The sequence below is a fragment of the Pandoraea pneumonica genome, from assembly GCF_902459645.1.
Lineage (GTDB): Bacteria > Pseudomonadota > Gammaproteobacteria > Burkholderiales > Burkholderiaceae > Pandoraea > Pandoraea pneumonica.
In genome coordinates this window covers 785,514-805,754 of record NZ_CABPSK010000001.1, presented here as the reverse complement: position 1 = coordinate 805,754, position 20,241 = coordinate 785,514, and the positions used below count along the sequence as shown (strand labels likewise).

Annotated in this window: 15 protein-coding genes; 5 read left to right on the top strand and 10 right to left on the bottom strand. The window is 61.9% G+C overall.

Going from position 1 to position 20,241, the window contains the following annotated elements; all coding sequences use genetic code 11:
- Nucleotides 1-29: 29 nt before the first annotated feature.
- Nucleotides 30-1,343 (bottom strand): alpha/beta fold hydrolase, encoded by a 1,314-nt coding sequence (locus PPN31114_RS03585; protein ID WP_150678102.1) that lies wholly within the window; start codon nt 1,341-1,343, stop codon nt 30-32.
- 185 nt (nt 1,344-1,528) lie between these two features.
- Here PPN31114_RS03585 and PPN31114_RS03580 point away from each other — a divergent pair, with 185 nt between their 5' ends.
- On the top strand, nt 1,529-2,215 hold the full coding sequence (locus tag PPN31114_RS03580) for a TetR/AcrR family transcriptional regulator (protein WP_150678101.1): 687 nt from the start codon (nt 1,529-1,531) through the stop codon (nt 2,213-2,215).
- Nucleotides 2,216-2,240: 25 nt separating this feature from the next.
- On the opposite strand, the gene PPN31114_RS03575 is transcribed toward PPN31114_RS03580, so the two are convergent.
- The 5 genes from PPN31114_RS03575 to hisN all read right to left on the bottom strand — a co-directional run bounded on the left by PPN31114_RS03575 (nt 2,241) and on the right by hisN (nt 8,668).
- A complete protein-coding gene (locus PPN31114_RS03575) occupies nt 2,241-3,698 on the bottom strand; it encodes a M81 family metallopeptidase (RefSeq protein WP_150678100.1) in 1,458 nt (485 codons plus the stop codon).
- A gap of 9 nt (nt 3,699-3,707) precedes the next feature.
- Nucleotides 3,708-4,871: an iron-containing alcohol dehydrogenase gene (locus PPN31114_RS03570; protein WP_150678099.1), complete on the bottom strand. Its 1,164-nt coding sequence runs from the start codon at nt 4,869-4,871 to the stop codon at nt 3,708-3,710.
- 56 nt (nt 4,872-4,927) lie between these two features.
- The gene (locus PPN31114_RS03565) at nt 4,928-6,316 is read right to left on the bottom strand and encodes an aldehyde dehydrogenase family protein (protein WP_150678098.1); all 1,389 of its coding nucleotides are present in this window, start codon (nt 6,314-6,316) and stop codon (nt 4,928-4,930) included.
- A 69-nt stretch (nt 6,317-6,385) separates the two neighbouring features.
- A complete protein-coding gene (locus PPN31114_RS03560) occupies nt 6,386-7,771 on the bottom strand; it encodes a glutamine synthetase family protein (protein ID WP_174987637.1) in 1,386 nt (461 codons plus the stop codon).
- A gap of 87 nt (nt 7,772-7,858) precedes the next feature.
- Nucleotides 7,859-8,668 carry a histidinol-phosphatase gene (gene hisN / locus PPN31114_RS03555; RefSeq protein WP_150678097.1) on the bottom strand — a complete coding sequence of 270 codons (810 nt, stop codon included), beginning with the start codon at nt 8,666-8,668 and terminating at the stop codon, nt 7,859-7,861.
- Between the two features lie 272 nt (nt 8,669-8,940).
- On the opposite strand from hisN, the gene PPN31114_RS03550 reads away from it, so the two are divergent.
- The 4 genes from PPN31114_RS03550 to PPN31114_RS03535 all read left to right on the top strand — a co-directional run bounded on the left by PPN31114_RS03550 (nt 8,941) and on the right by PPN31114_RS03535 (nt 13,543).
- Nucleotides 8,941-9,960 (top strand): extracellular solute-binding protein, encoded by a 1,020-nt coding sequence (locus tag PPN31114_RS03550; protein ID WP_150678096.1) that lies wholly within the window; start codon nt 8,941-8,943, stop codon nt 9,958-9,960.
- 108 nt (nt 9,961-10,068) lie between these two features.
- Nucleotides 10,069-11,076, top strand: coding sequence for an ABC transporter ATP-binding protein (locus PPN31114_RS03545; protein WP_150678095.1), 1,008 nt, complete (start codon nt 10,069-10,071; stop codon nt 11,074-11,076).
- Nucleotides 11,073-12,770 carry an ABC transporter permease subunit gene (locus tag PPN31114_RS03540; RefSeq protein ID WP_246182382.1) on the top strand — a complete coding sequence of 566 codons (1,698 nt, stop codon included), beginning with the start codon at nt 11,073-11,075 and terminating at the stop codon, nt 12,768-12,770. The genes PPN31114_RS03545 and PPN31114_RS03540 overlap by 4 nt, the downstream gene beginning before the upstream one ends.
- Nucleotides 12,771-12,775: 5 nt before the next feature.
- The gene (locus PPN31114_RS03535) at nt 12,776-13,543 is read left to right on the top strand and encodes a DeoR/GlpR family DNA-binding transcription regulator (protein WP_150678094.1); all 768 of its coding nucleotides are present in this window, start codon (nt 12,776-12,778) and stop codon (nt 13,541-13,543) included.
- Here the strand turns inward: PPN31114_RS03535 and PPN31114_RS03530 are convergent.
- The 4 genes from PPN31114_RS03530 to PPN31114_RS03515 are packed head-to-tail and all read right to left on the bottom strand — an operon-like array spanning nt 13,540 to nt 20,241.
- A complete protein-coding gene (locus PPN31114_RS03530) occupies nt 13,540-14,982 on the bottom strand; it encodes a heavy metal sensor histidine kinase (protein WP_150678093.1) in 1,443 nt (480 codons plus the stop codon). The two genes, PPN31114_RS03535 and PPN31114_RS03530, sit on opposite strands and share 4 nt — an antisense overlap.
- On the bottom strand, nt 14,979-15,662 hold the full coding sequence (locus PPN31114_RS03525) for a heavy metal response regulator transcription factor (protein ID WP_150678092.1): 684 nt from the start codon (nt 15,660-15,662) through the stop codon (nt 14,979-14,981). The genes PPN31114_RS03530 and PPN31114_RS03525 overlap by 4 nt, the downstream gene beginning before the upstream one ends.
- Nucleotides 15,663-15,703: 41 nt before the next feature.
- The gene (locus PPN31114_RS03520; RefSeq protein ID WP_150678091.1) at nt 15,704-18,943 is read right to left on the bottom strand and encodes an efflux RND transporter permease subunit; all 3,240 of its coding nucleotides are present in this window, start codon (nt 18,941-18,943) and stop codon (nt 15,704-15,706) included.
- Between the two features lie 17 nt (nt 18,944-18,960).
- The gene (locus PPN31114_RS03515; protein ID WP_150678090.1) at nt 18,961-20,241 is read right to left on the bottom strand and encodes an efflux RND transporter periplasmic adaptor subunit; all 1,281 of its coding nucleotides are present in this window, start codon (nt 20,239-20,241) and stop codon (nt 18,961-18,963) included.

Genomic DNA, 20,241 nt, shown 5'->3' with positions numbered 1-20,241 from the left:
GACTTTAGGGTTCGGAGAAAAGAGAATCGTCATTGGGCGAAGTGTTCGCGCAGCCAGTCTTGAAGCAGGCGGCCAGCGATATAGCGCCCGGCCTCCTCGCCTTCGGCCAGCGCGCGCCCGTGGTGGTCGCCGCGCACGCGCCGATGGGTCTTGTGCGTGGCACCGACGCGCTGATAGATGTCTGCGATCACGCTGGGGAAACACGCCTGATCGCCGGTGTATTCGATGAGCAAGGTGGGCTGTTCGATCGCGGCGGCGGTCTTCGAGAGCAACGCGTTCGACGACAACCCCGACCATGTCGAGAGCCAAGCCTCAGGCGAGCACACGCGCGCAAACCCCACTGCCCCATAGTTCGACGCAAAAGGGTCGCTGCCCCACAACGAGCCGAATTTGCGATCCGACGGGTCGAGTGTCAGATCAAAGCACCGCAGATCGGCGTCAGTGCGCCAAATCGTCATCAACGGTGTGTGCGCTGCCATGCGACGCAGACGCGCGTCATGTGCTGCGCCCTCGTGTTTCATTCGCTCGCGAGCCCCTTGGCGCGCCGCAATCAGATCGCGCGCCATGGCATCGATACGGGCAACGCGTGCCGTTTGAGCGGCGCGATAGCGGGCGACGAAATCGGCGTGATAGGCGGTGGATGCAGCGGGCGACGTGTCTGCCGTGCGGCGCTGTGGCAGCGCGAAGCCGTTGGCAGGATCGAACGGGTCCAAGGCCGGGTCGACCGACAGGGCGTCGTGTTCGTTCGTCACCGACGGGTCGATACAGGTTTGCAGCAACGCGCCTTGCCCCGGGTGAGGCGCCACGAAAACCATGCCGTCGATGGGCGGCATGTCGAGCGAGGCCAGCTTCGTCGGCCGTCCGCCGGGCGTGCGGGCGATACGCGATTCAGGCGCGAGATTCGATTGCTGCACGTAGAGCGCATACAACCCGCTGCCGCCCGAATTCCCAACGAGCACCACGCGTTTGAATCCGATGTCGCGCAGATGCTTGATCGCAGCCGCCACGTCGTAGAGCGCGAATTCGTGCTCCAGACGCATGTCGTTGCCGACGGAGCGCGGTGCCTGCGTCCACGCGGCATACCCCGCGCCGGCGATGTCCGGAATCAGGTAGTGGCACGCCATGAATTCGCGCGGATGCATGATGCACACCACCGTATCGGGCGAGCCGTCGGGCACGTAAAGCGAGCCGCTCGTCGCCGCACCATCGGCCGTGCGCAACACGACGTTGCGTGTTGTCGTGTTCGGCGGCAGGTCGCGCGGATTCCAGTCGGTATTCAGGAACCCCGCCGTCGGGCTCTCGCGCCCGGTATGACCCGGCGCTGGCTGATGCTGTTGATGCATGTCGTCACCTCCTTTTTCAACATCCTAGTTCATTTTTTTACGAATTAGTAAACATTTCGATGAAAATTTGACGAATGTGTAAAATCGCGTCGGTGAGCGTCACTATTGCCTTTGCGTGCCGGTGAATTTTCGTTATCGTTGGGGCTTTCTGACGCTTGCGTCAAAAGACGACCGGAGGAACGGCCATGACGAAGGCACAAACGAAAAGCGACACGTTGCGCGAGAACATTCTGGAAGTGGCCACCCGGCTGTTCATCGAGCGCGGGTTCGACGGCACCAGCTTCAATGACATTGCCGACGTGGTGGGCGTGAGCCGCCCGGCGCTCTATTACTACTTCAAGAGCAAGGAAGCGATTCTCGAAGTGCTGACCACGGTGGTCACGCGCGCAGCCGGACAACTGGCCTCGGAGGCTTTGCCGAGCGACACACGGGAACCTGCGGCCATGCTGCGGCATCTGGTGCTGCGGCATGCGCACCTGATCCTGACGCACCCGCTGGCGTTTCGCGTGGTCGAGCGCAATGAGGACAATTTGCCGCCCGAGCAGCGCGCGCTGGCCGAGCAATCGCGTCGCGCCGTGCTGGAACAGTTTCGGCACGCCATCGAGCTAGGGATCGAGCGCGGCGACTTTCGAGTAATGGACGCCAAGATCGCCGCGTTTTCGATCATCGGCATGTGTAACTGGACGGCGTGGTGGTTCACGCCGACCGGGACGCGCAAGGTGGATGAAATTGCCGAGCAGATAGCCGACATGGCGCTTCGCGCCGTCGGTCAGGATGCCGGACGGGAATTGCACTCGCCGAATGCTGCGGGCATTCTCAAACGGCTTCGCGACGATATCGACTTGCTCGAACGGCATGTCGGAAAGGAATAACGCGCACGGCTAGTGCCTCGTTGCGCTACTTGGGCATCTCGATGCGAAGATGCCGATAATCCAGTTGCCGCAAGTCGGCAACGTTGACGCCGGGTGCCGCGACCATCAGGATCTGATCCGCCAGTTCGGTGAAGTCGGCACGAAAATGGACCGAACTCTTGAGCGCCAGTATCCGGTAGTCCGACGGGTTCGCCCCAACATGCCGGAACATCGCCTGATCGGCCGCCTGCTGCTTGCGGCTCGACACGACAATTTCAACACCGTGCACGCGCACACGCGCCATCGGCCCCAAATCCATTCGACAGCCCAGATAGAACGGGCCGGTACCGGTGAATTGACCGTCGCCCAATGCGATCACGTCGAACTCGCTGACCAACGGCCCGGCACCGATGCCACTGGCGCCGCCTAATCCGGCACGCAACGTCGCGCCAACGCCCGCCGCGTGCGCAGCGGCGGCAAAGACGGGGTCGCAAACAACGCCGGCCAATACCGCCTGTGCATTCGCCGCCACCAACGTATGAAGCAAATCCGTGGTGTCGCCATTGGCTCCGCCACCGGGGTTATCTTGCGTGTCCGCCAGAATCACGACGCCAGCCCCCGCATGACGGCAGGCCGTTGCAACGGCGTCCACGGGTGAGTAGAGCGTGCCGTTGAACGCGTCGGCGGACTGTGCGACGGCGCTGGCGAGATCATCCGCTAATTGCTCTGCCGCCTCGGGTGCCTGCGCATAAACCAACACACTTGGCGCTGAATCGGGCACGTCGGCAAGCGGAAATCCCGGCGCGAAGGCGGCCAACGTTATCCCCGGCGCATCGCTCGCGTCGATCGTGCGCGCCATCAATGACGCCGCAGGCGCCATCAGCGTGCTTTGCCATTGCATCGGAATAAGGAATGGCAGGCGCCGCCACGCCTTCGAGGGCTTTTCCCCAGCGAGCAGACGCTCCATAATTTGTGCGGCACGCCGCCCGGTATCCGCCATATCCACATGCGGATAGGTGCGGTACGGCACCAACACATCGGCGTGACACACCATCGCGTCGCTGATGTTCGCGTGAAAATCGAGCGCAGCCACAATGGGCACGCCGGGCCCGACTTGTGCGCGCAGCCGCTTGAGTAACTCCCCTTCGCCATCGTCGAGATGCTCGCAGACCATCGCACCGTGCAAGTCGAGAAATAGCGCGTCGAGCGGTCCGGCATCCCGAATCGCGAGCGCCAGCATGAGCGCCACCGCTTCGAACGCATCTTCCGTGACTGGGCCACTCGGGTTTGCCGAGCACCAAACGAGTGGTACCCGCGTATGTGCGGCGCTGGCGTCGACAAAGCCTGACAACGCCAAATTCACCCCCGCACAGGCATCGAACATCTCATCGCCCGACAACAACCCCGGCCACGCGTCGGCAGCGATAAAGTCTGCCAAGCGCGTGCGTTGCGTTGAAAACGTGTTGGTCTCGTGCAGAAAACCACCAATGCCGATACGCGCCATTGCTCGCCCTTACAAGCCGCCGCGTACAGCCGACGTGAACAAGCGTGCGTAGGCCGGTGCGTCGAACGCGATGGGGTTCGTGCCAGCGGACCCATCGGCCACCGCCATCTCGCCAATGCGCTGTGCCTCGTGCGCATTGATGCCGATCTCAGCGAGCGTATGCGGTATGCCAATCGAATCTCGCAGGGCGAGCACCCAGTCAAGAAAACCCTCAAAGCTCGCAGACGGAAGATCGAGATAGCGGGCCAATGCGGCAATTCGCTCGCTGATCGCCGTCTCGTTGGCGCGCAGCACGTAGGGCATCAAAATCGCATTCAGCATGCCGTGGTGGGCATCGTACAAAGCGCCCAACGGATGCGCCAACGCGTGCATGGCACCCAGCCCGCGCTGAAACGCTGTGGCCCCCATGCTCGATGCGACGAGCATCTGCTGTCGCGCCTCGAGGTCCGTCCCGTCTTTCACTGCGCGCGGCAAATAGTCCTTGATCAGCCGCATCCCCTCCAATGCGATGCCCGATGCCATCGGGTGATAGAACGGTGAGCTATAGGCTTCCAGATTGTGGGAGAGCGCGTCCATGCCCGTCGCTGCGGTGAGCTTGGCGGGAAGTCCGGTGGTCAGTTCGGCATCGAGAATCACCACGCTCGGCAACATGCGGGCGTGAAAGATGATGCGCTTCACGTGTGCTGCCTCGTCAGTGATGACCGACGCTCGTCCCACTTCCGAACCGGTGCCAGCGGTCGTCGGCACTGCAACCACCGGTGCCATGCCAGCCACATCGACTCGCAGATAGTTGTCGCCAACGTCTTCGAAGTCCCATAGCGGCCGCGTCTGGCCGGCCATCAGCGCAATCGCCTTGGCAGCGTCGAGCGCCGATCCGCCGCCGAACGCAATCACGCCATCGTGTTGCCCGTCGCGGAATGCGCGCACGCCGGTGTCGACATTGGTGCCGGTCGGGTTGCCTTTTATGTCGTGAAACAGACCACACGCCAGACCGGCAGACTCACACGCTGCGCGGGCCTGCGTGAGCATCGGCATCGCGGCCAACCCCGGGTCGGTGACGAGCAACGGCCGCTTCATGCCCAAGCTCTTGCACCAATCGGGCAACTCTCGCACGCGTCCAACGCCGACCTTCACGGCAGTCGGGTAGTTCCAATTCACGGCAGCAGGCTTCATCGTGTCTTCCTTGGCAATCGTTCAGAGGTGAATGCAGAGGCAGCATTAAAGCGGCATTAGAGGGAGCGCAGGTGGAACGACTTGGGCTGTGTCAGATGCTCGTAGCCGATCACGGACAACGACGCGCCACGCCCGGTGTTCTTCACGCCAGTCCATGCCAGCGCAGGATCGAGGTAATCGCATCGGTTCATGAAGAACGTGCCGGTGGATACGCGCTCGCCAATGCGCACCGCAGCGTCTTCGTCGCGCGTAAATACGGCGGCCGTCAGTCCGTACGGACTGTCGTTCATCCATTGGATCGCGTCGTCGTCGTCCTTCACCCGCATGATGCCGACGGCCGGACCGAAGCATTCGTCGTTCATCAGCGTCATGCTGTGATCGACGTCGACCAGTAGCGCCGGTGCCAAATAAGCGGTGCCATCGCGATCGGCGGCGAAGCGTTTCGCGTCGATCAAATTCCGCGCCCCTCGCTCAGCGGCATCGGCCAAAATCGCGCGCACGCCGTCCGCAGCCGATACACGCACCAGTGGGCCGAGGGTCGTCTCCGGCAGCATCGGGTCGCCGAGCACATATTGCTGCGTCAATGCGACGGCGTGCTCGACAAACGTGTCGTAGATCGAGTCGGCCACGTAAATGCGTTGAATGCCGCAACACGACTGCCCCGAGTTGAAGAACGCGCCGTCCACGAGCGTCTCGACGGCGTGATCGAGCTTCGCGTCGGCGCGCACGTACGCCGGGTCGTTCCCACCCAACTCCAACCCCACGCCAATGAAACGCCCGGCTGCCGTGCGCTCCACCATGCGGCCCCCATTGACTGAGCCCGTGAACGAGACGTAACCAATTTCTGGCGCCGCGATGAGCCGCTGCGTCATCTCGTGATTGGCGTGAACGAACTGGAATACATCGGCGGGAAGCCCTGCCTCGACGAATGCGCGGTGCATCCTTTCGGCGCACAACGGCGTTTGTTCCGAGTGCTTGAGTATCACCACGTTGCCCGCCACCAGCGCTGGCACGATGCTGTTCACGGCGGTTAGCAACGGGTAATTCCACGGCGCAATGGTGAGCACGACGCCAATCGGTTCGCGTTTGATGTAGCGCGTGAATCCGGCTTGGGGCGCGACGGCCACGGGCGCGAGGGCCGTGTCCGCGATGTCGATCATGTGCCGCGCCCGCGCGGCGAAGCCGTCCACCTCGCCCGGTGTGTATCGCAGCGGCCGCCCCATTTGAAGGGTGATGGCGTGAGCCACTTCGTCGCGCATGGCGACAAATCGCTCAACCGCTGCGCTGACGAGTGCCTTGCGCTCGTTCAATGGGCGGGCGCGCCACGCGGGCTGCGCCGCTTGCGCTCGCTCGAGCATGGCGGCGAGCGTGGTTTCGTCGACGTAGGGACGGCGCACGACCTCGCGGCCGTCGATGGGGCTGATGGTGATGAGTTCCTGTTTCATGAGCGCCTGATGGATGGTTCAGTGAGTTCGATGCGTTCGGACGGTCGGGAAGGGTTGCCCCGTCGCGGATCAGATGATTTCGAAGTATCGTGACAATTCCCAGTCGGTGACGTGGCGGCGGAATTCGCGCTCTTCCCACTCTCGCGTGGCGGCAAAGTGTTCGACGAACGGGGCACCGAAAAGCGTGGTGGCAGCCGTCGAGCTGCGCAGGCGTTGCGCGGCGTCCCAGAGCGTGTTCGGCAACTTCAGGTGCGGCGAGAACTGCTGCGCATAGGCGTTGCCCTGCACCATCGGCTCGGGTTCCAGCCCGGTTTCGATGCCATATAGCCCCGACCCAAGTGCAGCGGCCAGTGCGATGTATGGGTTGGCATCGGCCGAGCCGATGCGCACTTCGACGCGCTGCGATTTTTCGCTGCCAGGAATGAGCCGCAGCGCCGTCGTGCGATTCTCCATGCCCCACGTCGCGTCGAGCGGTGCCCAGTACCCCGGCACCAGCCGCGAGTAGCTATTGACCGTCTGTGCATACATCGCCATGAACTCGGGTAAGTAGCGTTGTACACCTGCCATGAAACTCGCTTGCGTCTTGCTCATGCCGAACGGCTGGCTCTCGTCGTAGAACGCCGAGCGTTGGGTGGCCTTATTACGCAGCGACAAATGAATGTGCCCGCTTTGCCCCGGGTGATCGTGCGACCACTTCGCCATGAACGTCGCCATCAGGCCATTGCGCTGGGCGAGCGCCTTCGTGAAGGTCTTGAAGAGGAAGCCTTTGTCCGCCGCGTTGGCGGCGACATCTACGGCCAGTGCGGCCTCCAGCACCCCCGGTCCGGTTTCCGTGTGCAGTCCTTCGATAGGCATGTCCATCGCTTCGCACATCTCGTTCAACTGCCGATAGAACTCCGATGCCACGGTGCTGCGCAGCACCGAGTAACCAAAGTTGCCGGGTGTCCAGTTCTGGAGATTGCGGTAGCCCTTCTCGCGCACCGATTGCGGGGTCTCGGTGAACATGAAGAACTCATATTCGAGCGCGGCATAGGCGTCAAAACCGAGTTTATCGGCCCGTGCGAGCACCCGATGAAACAGCCGGCGCGGACAGACCTCGGCGGCAGGGCCATCGAATTCCGCAAGGAAGAAAAGCATCGGCTCGCCCTCCGGGCCCAACTCCAGCGGCAATCGGCGGCAGCTTTCAGGAATGATGCGCACTTGGGCATCCGGATAGGCCGTATGCCAGCCGGTGTATTGCACGTTGTCGTACAGGTGATCGTCGAGATCCCATCCCAGCACGACGTTACAAAAGGCAAAGCCCGATTTAAGCGCCGACAGAAATTTGTCGCGGCGCAGATACTTCCCGCGCATGACACCATCGATATCGGACAGCCCCACTTTGATATGCGTGAGCGCACTTGCCTCGACCAGCGCTACCGCATCTGCCACCGTTTTCACCGCGCGTTCTTGCATCGTTCTACTCACTAGACGTTGTTGTGAACCCGTGCGCTGCCGCAGCGCACCCGCTTGCAAAAACTGTTGCGCCGCTGGCGCGAAGCGCTATGGCGCCACGTGTCCGATCACCGCCAGCGCTGCGCGATGCAATTCGGCGTTGGCAGCGGCCAGCACTCGACCACGCGAGTTAAGCGTGAGCGCACGGCCGTCCCAGTCGGTAATCACGCCGCCTGCCGCTTCAATCACCGGTGCCAGCGCAAGGTAGTCGTACGGTTGCAGACTGGCTTCCATGACCAGATCGATATGCCCGCTCGCGAGCAACGCATAGCAGTAGCAATCGCCGCCGAAGCGCCGCGTCTTCACGGCATGCGAAAGCCGGGCGAAGGCATCGGCTTCTGCACCCTGAAAAATATCGGGAGACGTGGCGTAGACGGTGGCATCGGAGAGCCGCGTGACGTCGCTGGTTCGACAGGCGCTGCCATTGAGCCAAGCGCCCTGACGGAGCCGCCCGACCCAGCGTTCTGCCTGCACAGGCATGTCGATCACGCCAACCACAGGGGTGCCGCGGTGAGTGACGGCCAGCAGCGTCCCCCACAGCGGGAAACCGGAGATAAAGCTGCGTGTTCCATCGATCGGATCGATCGACCACACGAATTCCGCATCCGCGTGTGCCGCACCGAATTCCTCGCCCAGAATGCCGTGCTCGGGAAACTGCTCGGCGATGCGCCGGCGCAACGCCTGCTCCACATTCCGGTCGGCAATCGTGACCGGGCTTTCATCGGCCTTCACGTCGATGTCGAGACGGCGTCGAAACCACCCCAGCGACAGCGGCCGAACTTCGTCGGCCAACAACTCAGCAAAGTCTGACAGGGCTTGCAAAGAGGGTTCGAAGACGACGCCCGGGGTATTCGGCATTCGCAAACTCCCATGTGATTCGACGCGTGCAAAGACGCGTCGACAGTGTGGCAGAACCGGCTGATGCGCGTGTCGTTAGCGTCGTTTCGAGTCGCTTTGATGACACGCGAAAAATGTTTTTTTTAGTCTAGACACAGATACACAAATTTGCAAATATGCACAAAATAACAAAAATAAGTTGTCGACTAATGGGACACGGGCCCCCGGCGAACACGGCAATCTTGCACCCTGCGCCGCCCCGTCGATTGCGAAAACATCAACCGGAGTTCGCCATGCGACGTTTCAAGCAACTTGCCGTTTCTGCTTCTTTTGCCCTCACCCTCGGTGTACTGGCCAGTGCCCAAGTGCATGCAGGGGAAATCACCGTCTATACGGCGCTCGAGGACGACGAGATCGCGACGTATCTGGCCGCGGCCAAGCAGGCCATGCCCGATGTCACGGTGCACGTTCTGCGTTTGTCGACGGGTGATCTCGGTGCCCGCCTGCTCGCCGAGTCCAGCAATCCGCGTAACGACGTGATCTGGGGATTTGCGGTGAGCAACATGCTCGACAAGCGCATTGAAGGGCTGCTCGAACCCTACTCGCCCAAAGGCGTCGACACGCTGCCGGCGCAGTATCGAGATGCCAACGGCAAGTGGTTTGCCGCGACTGGCTACATGGCTGCGTTCTGCGTGAACACCGAGCGGCTCAAAGCCAAGAACCTGCCGATGCCAACGTCGTGGACCGATCTCACCAAGCCCATCTACAAGGGTGAAATCGTGATGCCGAACCCTGCGGCCTCGGGCACTGGCTACCTTCAGATTGCAGCCATCCTGCAAGGGCAAGGCAAAGACAAGGGCTGGGCATTCCTCAAGCAACTGAACACGAACATCGCCCAATACACCGACTCGGGTTCGAAACCTTGCAAGATGGCGCGCACCGGTGAGTACGCCATTGGGGCGTCGTTCGCGTTCCCGGCAATGCAGTCGATCGAGGCTGGGTATCCGGTCAAGATGGTGATCCCGACTGACTGGGACGGATACGAACTCGAAGCCTCGGGGCTCATGAAAACCTCGAAGAACAAGGCCGATGCCAAGCGGTTTCTCGACTGGACGATCTCGAGCGGGGTCACGTCGCTATACAAGAAATATAAGGAGATTGTGACGGTGCCGGGCGTGACGCCGTCCGAGGCATCGGTCGCCGCCGGGTTGCCAAAGGATGTGACCAAGGTGTTGTATCCGGTCAACTTCCCGCAAGCGGCGGAGGATCGTGACAGCACGATCAAAGCATGGCAGGCGTCGATGAAGCGCTAAACGCTGCTTCGTCGCCTACCGGGCGGCTTCCGGCGAACACGTCAACGATGCGCCGGAAGCCGCCAAGCCCAATTGCTGTGGTATTGCCGTGGACCAGGAGACGCCGACATGTCGCTTGAAATCACTGACATCTGCAAACGTTTTGACGACTTTGTCGCGCTCGAGCGCATCAATCTCTCGGTCGACGAGCATGAGTTTGTCTGTCTGCTGGGCCCGAGCGGCTGCGGCAAGACCACGCTGCTTCGCATCATTGCCGGGCTGCTCCCCTTCGACAGTGGCCGTCTCACGCTAGGCGGGCGCGACTTGGGCGCGGTGCCTGCGAAGAAACGCGGCTTTGGCATCGTCTTCCAGTCGTACTCGTTGTTTCCCAATATGACGGTGGCCGAGAACATCGGCTATGGCTTGCGCATTCGTGGAGAAAAGCGCGAGGGCATCGACAAGCGCGTCGAACAACTGCTCACGCTCATCAAGCTGCCGCAACTGGCGAGCCGCTACCCGTGGCAACTCTCCGGCGGTCAGCAGCAGCGCGTGGCATTGGCTCGCGCACTGGCCGTCGATCCCGCACTGATCTTGCTCGATGAACCGCTCTCGGCGCTCGATGCCCGCGTGCGCACAGAAATGCGTACCGAGATTCACGAGGTGCAGCGCCGTCTGGGCATTCCCACCATCATGGTCACGCACGATCAGGAAGAGGCACTCACGCTGGCCGACAAGATCGTCTGTATGAACAACGGACGTATCGAGCAGATCGGCACGCCACAAGAACTCTATTCCCGGCCCGCGACACGTTTTGTGGCGGATTTCGTCGGCATCAGCAATCTGTTACCCACCGATTGGGTGCGTGAGGCCTTACCGCATTTGATGCAGCACCGGCCCAATGGTGACGACGCCCGGTTCGAAGCGTGCATTCGGCCCGAACATCTGATCGTCCGCCCCGACACGGGTGCCGACGCACGAGTGCGCGACATCACCTATCTTGGCAATTTGAGCCGGTTGCGCATCGATTGGCGTGGCCGCCATCTGATCGCGGAATGCCATCGATACGTGGGCGCTCGCCCGGGAGACGCGGTGCGCATCGAAGCCGATCACGACGCCTGTGCATGGGTGAGCGTATGAGTGCCACGCCCGCCAGTCTGCCCCGCCCCACGCCCGAGTTAATGCGCTCCAGCCGCCGAAGCGCCGAGCAATGGCTCGTCACCGTGTCGGTGCTGGTGCCGCTCCTCGGCCTGATGCTGTTCTTCGTTTATCCGCTGCTGACAATTGCATGGCACAGCCTGATTCTCAAAGACGGCTCGTTTGGGCTAGGTAATTACGCCGCTCTGTCCAGTACGCCCGGCATCGTCACGGCGACGCTCAACAGTCTTGCCGTCAGTGTTGCGACCACAGCCGTCTGCGTGGTCGGTGGCTTTCTCGTCGCGTTTGCTTTGGAGCGCACAAGCATGCGTGGTACCCGCGCGATTCGCGGTGCGCTCACGTTGCCGCTGCTCGCGCCATCGCTCGTACAGGGCCTTGGCCTGCTGTTTGTGCTCGGGCGCAACGGACTCGTGCACAAATGGACCGGCTGGGACATCAATATCTACGGGTTCTGGGGGCTGCTGATTTCGGACGTCTTCTATGCGCTGCCGCAAGCCGTGATGATCTTGCAGGCGTCGCTCAGAAATGCCGACGCCCGCTACTACGATGCCGCTGAAGTCATGGGGGCTTCGGGGTGGCGTCAATTCTTCGACATCACCTTGCCTAACTGCAAATTCGGCGTACTCAGCGCGGCATTCGTCGTGTTCATCGTGACGCTGACCGACTTCGGTAATGCCGCGGTCATCGGTGGCGATTACCGGGTGCTTGCCACCGAGATTTACAGTCAGGTATCGGGACAGATGGACTTTGGCATGGGCTCGGTCGTCGGCATCCTGTTGCTGCTGCCTTCGCTCGTTTCAATCTATATCGAACGCGTGGCGGCGCAGCGTCAGTTCGGCAGCGTCTCGGAGGGTTTGATCCCCGTTAAGCCCATGCCGTCAAAGTTGCGTGACGGCGCTTTCGGCGCCTTCGCATGGCTGGTGGCATTGCTGATCGTCGGGCTGGTCGGCACCGTCATCTTTGCCAGCTTCGTCAAACTCTGGCCATATCGGATGACGCTCACGCTGGCGAACTACAACATCACGCTCGCCGATGGCTACACGCCGCTGTGGACGTCGTTGCAACTGTCGGTGGTGTCCGCCGTGATTGGCGTGGTCTTGTTGTTCTCGCTCGCGTTCGGCACCAAGCGGCTGCCGGGCGGGTTGTCAAAGGCCGTTTATCTGCTCGCCGTGTTGCCCGTCGGGGTGCCGGGGCTTGTCATTGGTCTGTCGTATATTTTTGCGTTCAACGTCCCGGGCACGCCGCTTTATTGGTTCTATGGCAGCGCCGTGCTCATCGCGTTGTGCAACTTTTATCACTATCACACGCAGGGTTTTCTCACGATGGTGACCGGCATGCGCGCGGTGCCGCCAGCGCTTGAAGAAGTGACCAGTTGCCTTGGCGGCCATATCGGTCAGGTGTTGCGCGACGCCGTTCTGCCGTTCATGGTGCCCACGGTGCTATCGGTCTTTTTCTTTCTGTTCATGCGCTCGATGGTCACGCTCTCGGCGGTGATCTTCCTCGTCACGCCGACATTGAATGTGGCATCGGTGTCGGTCATGAGACTTGACGAATCGGGCTTCGTGTCGCAGGCTGCCGCCTTCTCGACGATTATCATCGCTGTGGTGGCCGGCGCATTGCTGATCATGCGCATCGCGCTCGGAAAACTGAGCCCGAGGCTTGGTGTGAAGGGATAGACATCATGTGGCAGGAAGAACGATTTTCGCGCATCCGGGCGCTCCTCTCGGCCTATACGCGCGTCTCGACAGACCGCATCGTCGCGGATCTCGACGTGTCTCGCGAGACCGTGCGACGCGACTTGCTCGAACTTGAAGCGCTGGGCGAACTCAAGCGCGTGCACGGCGGCGCAGTCCTCATTCAGGACGAGCCGCCGATTGCCGAGCGAGCCAACACCCGTATCAAATACAAGCGGGCCATCGCAAAAAGTGCCGTCTCGCTGGTCACTAGCGGACAAACGCTGTTTCTCGATGCAGGCAGCACCACCGCCATCCTCGCGGAGGAACTCGCCGCACTCTCAGGACTGACCATCATCACCAACTCGTTCGATGTCGCCCTGAATATGCAGCGCGCGAGCGACGAGGGGCGCGGCAATCAGGTGTATCTGCTTGGCGGTGCGCTGGGCGCGAGTTTGCCCGCTACGTTCGGTGACACGACCATCGCAGAACTGCATCGCTACCGGGCCGACATCGCGCTGCTCTCGCCCGTGGGCGTGGATGCCAACTACGGCGCGTCGAGCTTTGACCGTCAGGAGGCCGAGGTCGCACGTGCGATGGTCAACAACGCAGCGCAAACGTTTATCCTCGCAGACTACAGCAAGGTCGGGCTTTGCAGCCGAGTCAGCTATTGCCCGAGCGCGAAAATCGACCAGCTCATCACGAATCGCCAAGCGGCGGATGAGCCAGCGTTACAGGCCCTTCAGGCGCGCGTTGCGAACGTGACATTGGCTTAAGTTCCGGGTTTCGCGGGGAAGTGCAAACGAAACTCGGTGCCGTTGACGGCATCGCTACTGGCCGTGACCGAGCCGCCATGCAGATCCATGATCGATTTGACGATGGCCAGCCCAAGCCCGGTACCCGTCGTGCGGGCAGTCCCGGCGTTGTGACGCGACGGATCCACGCGATATAGCCGGTCGAAGATTCTCGGCAGATGCACTTCAGGAATCACGTCGCCGACGTTGTGCACGGCAATTTCCGCACCGTCTAGGGTCGGTGAGCATCGTATCGACAAGATTGTCCCCGGCCGGGAATGCCGAATCGCGTTGGTCAGCAGATTGGCGAGCGCCCGGCGTGCCAAGCCCCGGTCGACGGGGCAGACGACATTGCCGCTCACCGTCATCGTCAAACCTCCCTCCTCTGCCATGGGCGCGAAGTCGTCAGCAATCGACGCCGCCAGTTCGTGCAACGCCGTCGGCTCACGTTGCAGCTTCGTATGCGCGGCGTCGGCGCGTGCGAGAAACAGCATCGACGTGATCATGTGCGACAGACGCTCGCACTCTTCGATATTCGACGCGAGAATCGCTTTGTACTCCGCCGGGGTGCGTTCGCGCGAGAGCGCCACCTGCGATTCGCCCATCAGATTCGATAGCGGCGTGCGCAGGTCATGCGCCAGATCGGACGAAAACTGCGATAGCCGTGTGAACGACTCGTTGAGCCGCCCAAGCATGCGATTGAACGCGTGCGACAAGTCTCGCAATTCCGCCGGGGTGTCGTCATCGGTCAGCGGCTGCCCCAAACGCTCGCTCGACACCTGCTCAGCGGCCTGCGTGAGCGTGCGCAACGGTTTCAACCCTAGCGTGACCAGCCAGTAAGCCATCGCCGCCACCAACACCGTGCCCACGATCAACGCCAGCAAGGCCGTGAGGGCGAAGCTCGCCAGCACGTTGACCTGATCTCTCGGGTCGAGCTGCACCACGATCATGACGTGCTCCCCGCCCTGACCGATCACATCGTCTGCCGCGACATAGCGCAGCCGCACGCCAAGTTCCGGGTTGGCGATCTTCTGCACATGACGCTCGTGCGGAATGTTTTTGCTGTCGACGTAAGTCAGCGCCGTCGCCGGGGCACGATAGCCACGGCTCGCAATCAATGTCTTCCCGTTGGCGTCGAGTACGGCGAAGTCCAGATTTTGATGGCCGTGCGTCGCGTCGTACCACCGGCGTGGGTTTGCGCCTATCTCCGACTTGTCCGTAATGCCGCGTAACTCCGAGCGCAACGAGCTGACCGTGCCCAGCAAGTCTTGATAGGCGCGCGCCCGCAATTGCTCGGCGAGCGCGAAATACAGATACAAGCCCATGAGCGCCAGCACCGAGAACATGCAACCGGCGATGAACAACGTCAGTCTCGCGCGCATGGACCGCGCGCGCTGCGCGGACTCTACGGTCTTCGTCATGACTCGCGCGGCTCACGAAGTTCCAGCACGTAGCCCATGCCGCGCACGGTGTGGATCATTTTCGTCGCGAAGGGATCGTCGATCTTTGCGCGCAGCCGACGCATCGTCACATCGACAATATTGGTGTCGCTATCGAAGTTGACGTCCCACACCTGCGAGGCGATCAGGCTTCTGGGCAAAATTTCGCCATGGCGTCGCATCAGCAGCGCCAAGAGCAGAAACTCCTTGGCGGTCAGCGCGATGCTCGTGCCTTGGCGAATGGCTTTGTGACCGAGCAAATTCAGTTCGAGATCGCCAATTTGCAGAACATCCGGCTCTCGGGTGCGGCCCCGCCGCAAGATGGTCCGCACACGCGCCAGCAACTCGGCGAACGCGAACGGTTTGGTCATGTAGTCGTCCGCGCCGAGATCTAGGCCCTTGATACGATCGTCGAGATCGTCCCGGGCGGTCAGGAACAGGACCGGCGTATGGCGCTGCGCGCGCAGTTCGGAAAGCACTTGCCAGCCGTCCTTGCCCGGCAGCATGACGTCGAGCACGACGAGGTCATAGGTGAGCGTCGTCGCCATATGAAGGCCGTCCACGCCGTCGGCCGCGAGGTCGACGACATAGCCCGCTTCCGTCAGCCCCTTCTTCAAGTACTGCCCTGTCTTGTGCTCGTCCTCGACGACAAGAATGCGCATGCCGATCCTTTCCCGATGCCTAATTGGAACCTAAGTGGCGCCTAAGTGGCGTTGCGTGACGATGCCTTGCGGCGCAATTTCCGTCCGATCCGGGCAGCCCATCCACCGGGAACGCCGCCCTGCGACTCGCGCCGGCACACCGCACGGTAGAGCACCGGCAATACCAGCAACGTCAGCATTGTAGAAGACAGAATGCCGCCGATGACGACCGTGGCCAAAGGCCGTTGCACTTCTGCGCCCGTGCCGGTGGCAATGGCCATCGGCACAAAGCCGAGCGATGCGACCAACGCTGTCATCAGCACCGGCCGCAAACGGGTCAACGCGCCTTCGCGCACGGCCACATCCAGCGGGCTGCCGCCGTATCGCAGATTGCGAATGAAGGATATCAGCACCAATCCGTTGAGCACTGCCACGCCCGAGAGTGCAATAAAGCCCACCGCCGCAGTGATCGAGAGCGGAATGCCTCGCAGCCACAAGGCGACCAGCCCGCCGCTCAGCGCAAAAGGAATGCCGGTGAACACAATGAGGCCATCGCGCACGTTATTGAACATCGCGAACAACAACGCGAACACCAGTAACAGCGCCACGGGCACGACGATCTTCAGGCGGTCGGACGCCGATTGCAGTTGCTCGAACTGGCCGCCCCACGCCGTCCAGTAGCCCGCGGGCAACGCCACCTGTTCGATCTCGGCGCGTGCCGCTTCGACAAACGATCCGAGATCGCGGCCCCGCACATTGGCACTCACCACAATGCGGCGTTTGCCATTCTCCCGGCTGATCTGGTTCGGGCCCGGGCTCAGATCCAACGTCGCCACTTCAGACAGCGGAATAAACGCCGCCCGCAGCATCGACGCCTCTCCCGTGCTGCCCGTGGCTCCCGTGGCCGAAGTTGCCGCTGGCAACGCAATCGGCAGCCGACGGATCGCGTCGATGTTTTCGCGCACCGAATCCGACAGGCGCACCACGATGCTGAAACGGCGATCGCCTTGGAACAGCGTGCCTGCCGTTTGCCCGCCGAGCGCTGCGGCGACGGTATCTTGCACGTCCGCGACGTTGATGCCGTAACGGGCGATCTTCGCGCGGTCGATGTTGATCGTGAGCATTGGCAAGCCGGACGTTTGCTCGACCTTCACCTCCGTCGCCCCCGGGATCGCCTGCAATCGCGTGCTCATGCGGCCCGCGACTTCGTTGAGCACGTTCATGTCGTCGCCAAAAATCTTCACCGCGACGTCGCTGCGCACCCCGGAGATCAACTCGTTGAAACGAAGCTGAATCGGCTGCGAGAATTCATAGCTGCTGCCAGGAATCGATTGGGCAATACGTGTGACTTCCTCGATCAACTGTTCGCGCGACTTGTTGGGATCCGGCCAAGCTCTTTTCGGCTTGAGCATGATGTAGCCGTCAGAGATGTTCGGCGGCATTGGGTCGGAGGCCACCTCGGCAGTCCCCGTACGCGCAAAAACGCGCTCCACTTCCGGCAGTTGCGCGACCAGGGCCTTCTCCAGTTGCTGCTGCATCTGCACCGACTGCGTGAGACTGGTGCCCGGAATGCGCAGTGCCTGAATCGACAAATCGCCTTCATTGAGATTGGGCATGAATTCGCTGCCCAATCGCGACGCCAGCGCGAACGTCGCGAGTACCGCGATCACCGCACCGGCCAACACGATGCGGGCATTGCCGAAAGCCCAGTCGAGCGCAGGCTCGTACAGGCGGCGTGCGGCCCCCATGATCCGGTTTTCTTTCTCGTCGACACGGTTGCCGATGAACGCTGCCACCGCGGCAGGAATGAACGTGACGGACAACACCATTGCTGCACCGAGCGCCATCACCACGGTCATCGCCATCGGATGAAACATCTTTCCTTCCACGCCGGTCAGCGCAAAGATCGGCAAATAGACCACCATGATGATCGCCTGCCCGAACAACAGCGGGCGTCTAGCCTCGCGGGCAGCGGCAAACACCTCGTGCAACCGCTCCTGCAACGTGAGTGCACGGCCATGGGCACGCTGTGCATGCGCCAACCGCAACACGCAGTTCTCCACGATGACGACCGCACCGTCGACGATGATGCCGAAGTCGAGCGCGCCTAAGCTCATCAGGTTCGCACTGACCCGGCTGGCCGCCATGCCCGAGAAGGTCATGAGCATCGAGAGCGGAATGACCAGCGCGGTGATCAACGCCGCACGCAGGTTGCCGAGGAATAAGAAGAGAATGGCGATCACCAGCGCCGCGCCTTCGAGCAAGTTCTTCTTGACCGTCGCAATGGCCTTTTCCACCAGCACGGTGCGGTCGTACACCGGAATGGCCGAAACACCGGGCGGCAGGCTCTTGTTGATGGCGATCATCTTCTCCGACACCGCTCGCGACACTGTCCGGCTGTTTTCTCCGATCAGCATGAAGACAGTGCCAAGGACGACCTCGCGGCCGTTTTCGGTGGCGGCACCGGTGCGTAGTTCCCGGCCGATGGAAACCTCCGCGACGTCCTTCACCCGTACCGGAACACCGGTGACATTGTTGAGCACGACATTGCCGATATCTTCGGCGTTCTCCACTTGCGCGGGCACGCGAACCAGATATTGCTCACCGCGCCGCTCGATGTACCCGGCACCCACGTTGGCATTGTTTCGATCCAGTGCGCGCACTACATCGGCAAACGTCAGACCGTACGCCATCAGACGCGCAGGGTCGGGGGCAATTTGATATTCCTTGGCGAAGCCTCCGATGGTGTTGATCTCGGTCACACCCGGCACACTGCGCAGTTGCGGCTTGATGATCCAGTCCTGCACTTCACGCAGATCCGTGGTCGTGTAAGGCGTGTTGTCCGGCTTGCGCGCGTCGGGGGTCGCTTCGACCGTCCAGAGATAGATTTCCCCTAGCCCGGTGGAAATGGGCCCCATCTCCGGATTGATGCCGCTGGGCAGCTTCTCGCGCGCCTGCGCGATGCGCTCTCCGACGAGTTGGCGGGCGAAGTAAATGTCCGTACCGTCTTTAAAGATGACCGTGACTTGCGACAACCCATAGCGCGACATCGAGCGCGTTTGCTCCAACCCCGGCAAGCCGGACATAGCCGTCTCGATCGGATAGGTGACGCGCTGCTCGGCCTCCAGCGGCGAGTATCCCGGTACGTTGGTGTTGATCTGCACCTGCACATTGGTAATGTCAGGCACCGCGTCGATGGGCAGCCGTTGATAGGCAAAGACACCGGCAATCGCGACGGCGAGGGTCACGATCAGCACCAGCCAGCGGTGCGCGATCGAGAACTGAATAATGCGTTCGAACATGCGTGAGGCTCCCGCGGTCAGTGGCTATGCTCGGCCGTGCTCTTGCCGAGTTCGGCCTTGAGCACGAAGCTGTTGGCGGCCACATAGGGGGTATCGGGTGCCAGTCCGCTGACGATTTCGACGTACGCGCCGTCCTTGCGGCCGGTCTGCACCGGCGTCGCGACAAACCCTTGCTCGCGTTTCACAAACACGACCGTGCGCCCTTCTACAGTCTGGATGGCGGCGTCCGTGACGGCCACGGGGACGTTGACCTGACTCGTGCCGATGAAGACGTTCACGAACACACCGGGACGCCACATGCGCTCCGGATTCTCGAGCGACACGCGTGCTTTAGCGGTACGCGTTTGTTCGCCCAGCAACGAGCCGACGTAGGCGACCGTGCCCTTTGCTTGCGAATCGAACGCTGTCGAGCGCACCGTCACGGGCGTGCCGACGCGTACCGCACCCAGCGACTGCGCCGGGACGGCAATTTCCGCCCACACCGTGTCCATGTCCGAGAGCGTGAACAAGTTGGCCGTCTCGGTGACCGCTTCGCCCAGCGCCGCATGCTTCTCGACGACCGTCCCGTCGAACGGCGCGCGCAATTCGATGCGGTTCAAGCCATCGCTGTTACCGGCGCCCGCGCCCACGGCGCTGAGCTTCTGTCGTGCGTTGCGAAGCGCGATGTCGGCCTCTCGCAGCGCCTGTTGGGCGGCGATGAAGTCTTGCTCCGCCGAAATTTTTTCTTCCCACAGCATCTTCTCGCGCTCGTACGTCTTAAGCGCGCCGCTGCGGCGTTCCTGCGCGGTGAGCAATTCCGCCCGCTGCTCGGACACCTGCGTGCTAGACAACACAGCCAGCACGTCGCCCCGTTTGACCTGCTGCCCGAGGCTCACGTTGACACGCTCGACCACGCCGGGCACGCGCGGCACAACGTGTGCCGTCCGGTCCTCGTTGAAGCGAACCTCGCCGGGCAATTCCATTTGCTCGGAGATTTGTGCCGGTCCCGCCACTTTGATTTCGATTCCCGCGGCCGTTTGCTGGGCCTCGGTGAGGCTTACACGTTCTTCGCCCGTAGCTTTCTCTTCGTGTGCGTCATGATCCGCTTCGCCCGGTGCGTGCTTATCGTCAGCTTTCCCGGCCTCGCCAGCGTCGTCATGATCGGCGTGTCCGTCGGCGGTCTCCGCCTTCGCAACCTTCTTCTCCGGCGCAGCATTGGCGCGCCGCCCTTCCGACAACATGACGCTCGCGCCCGCACCAAGGCAAAGCACGGCGACGCCGCCCAGAACGATCCACTTTTTTGCTCGTTGCACGACCAT

What these genes read in the sequence shown, in the direction of transcription:
- PPN31114_RS03585 (WP_150678102.1), bottom strand. Translation starts at nt 1,343, where the DNA reads ATGCATCAACAGCATCAGCCAGCGCCGGGTCATACCGGGCGCGAGAGC.
- PPN31114_RS03580 (WP_150678101.1), top strand. Translation starts at nt 1,529, where the DNA reads ATGACGAAGGCACAAACGAAAAGCGACACGTTGCGCGAGAACATTCTG.
- PPN31114_RS03575 (WP_150678100.1), bottom strand. Translation starts at nt 3,698, where the DNA reads ATGGCGCGTATCGGCATTGGTGGTTTTCTGCACGAGACCAACACGTTT.
- PPN31114_RS03570 (WP_150678099.1), bottom strand. Translation starts at nt 4,871, where the DNA reads ATGAAGCCTGCTGCCGTGAATTGGAACTACCCGACTGCCGTGAAGGTC.
- PPN31114_RS03565 (WP_150678098.1), bottom strand. Translation starts at nt 6,316, where the DNA reads ATGAAACAGGAACTCATCACCATCAGCCCCATCGACGGCCGCGAGGTC.
- PPN31114_RS03560 (WP_174987637.1), bottom strand. Translation starts at nt 7,771, where the DNA reads ATGCAAGAACGCGCGGTGAAAACGGTGGCAGATGCGGTAGCGCTGGTC.
- hisN (WP_150678097.1), bottom strand. Translation starts at nt 8,668, where the DNA reads ATGCCGAATACCCCGGGCGTCGTCTTCGAACCCTCTTTGCAAGCCCTG.
- PPN31114_RS03550 (WP_150678096.1), top strand. Translation starts at nt 8,941, where the DNA reads ATGCGACGTTTCAAGCAACTTGCCGTTTCTGCTTCTTTTGCCCTCACC.
- PPN31114_RS03545 (WP_150678095.1), top strand. Translation starts at nt 10,069, where the DNA reads ATGTCGCTTGAAATCACTGACATCTGCAAACGTTTTGACGACTTTGTC.
- PPN31114_RS03540 (WP_246182382.1), top strand. Translation starts at nt 11,073, where the DNA reads ATGAGTGCCACGCCCGCCAGTCTGCCCCGCCCCACGCCCGAGTTAATG.
- PPN31114_RS03535 (WP_150678094.1), top strand. Translation starts at nt 12,776, where the DNA reads ATGTGGCAGGAAGAACGATTTTCGCGCATCCGGGCGCTCCTCTCGGCC.
- PPN31114_RS03530 (WP_150678093.1), bottom strand. Translation starts at nt 14,982, where the DNA reads ATGACGAAGACCGTAGAGTCCGCGCAGCGCGCGCGGTCCATGCGCGCG.
- PPN31114_RS03525 (WP_150678092.1), bottom strand. Translation starts at nt 15,662, where the DNA reads ATGCGCATTCTTGTCGTCGAGGACGAGCACAAGACAGGGCAGTACTTG.
- PPN31114_RS03520 (WP_150678091.1), bottom strand. Translation starts at nt 18,943, where the DNA reads ATGTTCGAACGCATTATTCAGTTCTCGATCGCGCACCGCTGGCTGGTG.
- PPN31114_RS03515 (WP_150678090.1), bottom strand. Translation starts at nt 20,241, where the DNA reads ATGGTCGTGCAACGAGCAAAAAAGTGGATCGTTCTGGGCGGCGTCGCC.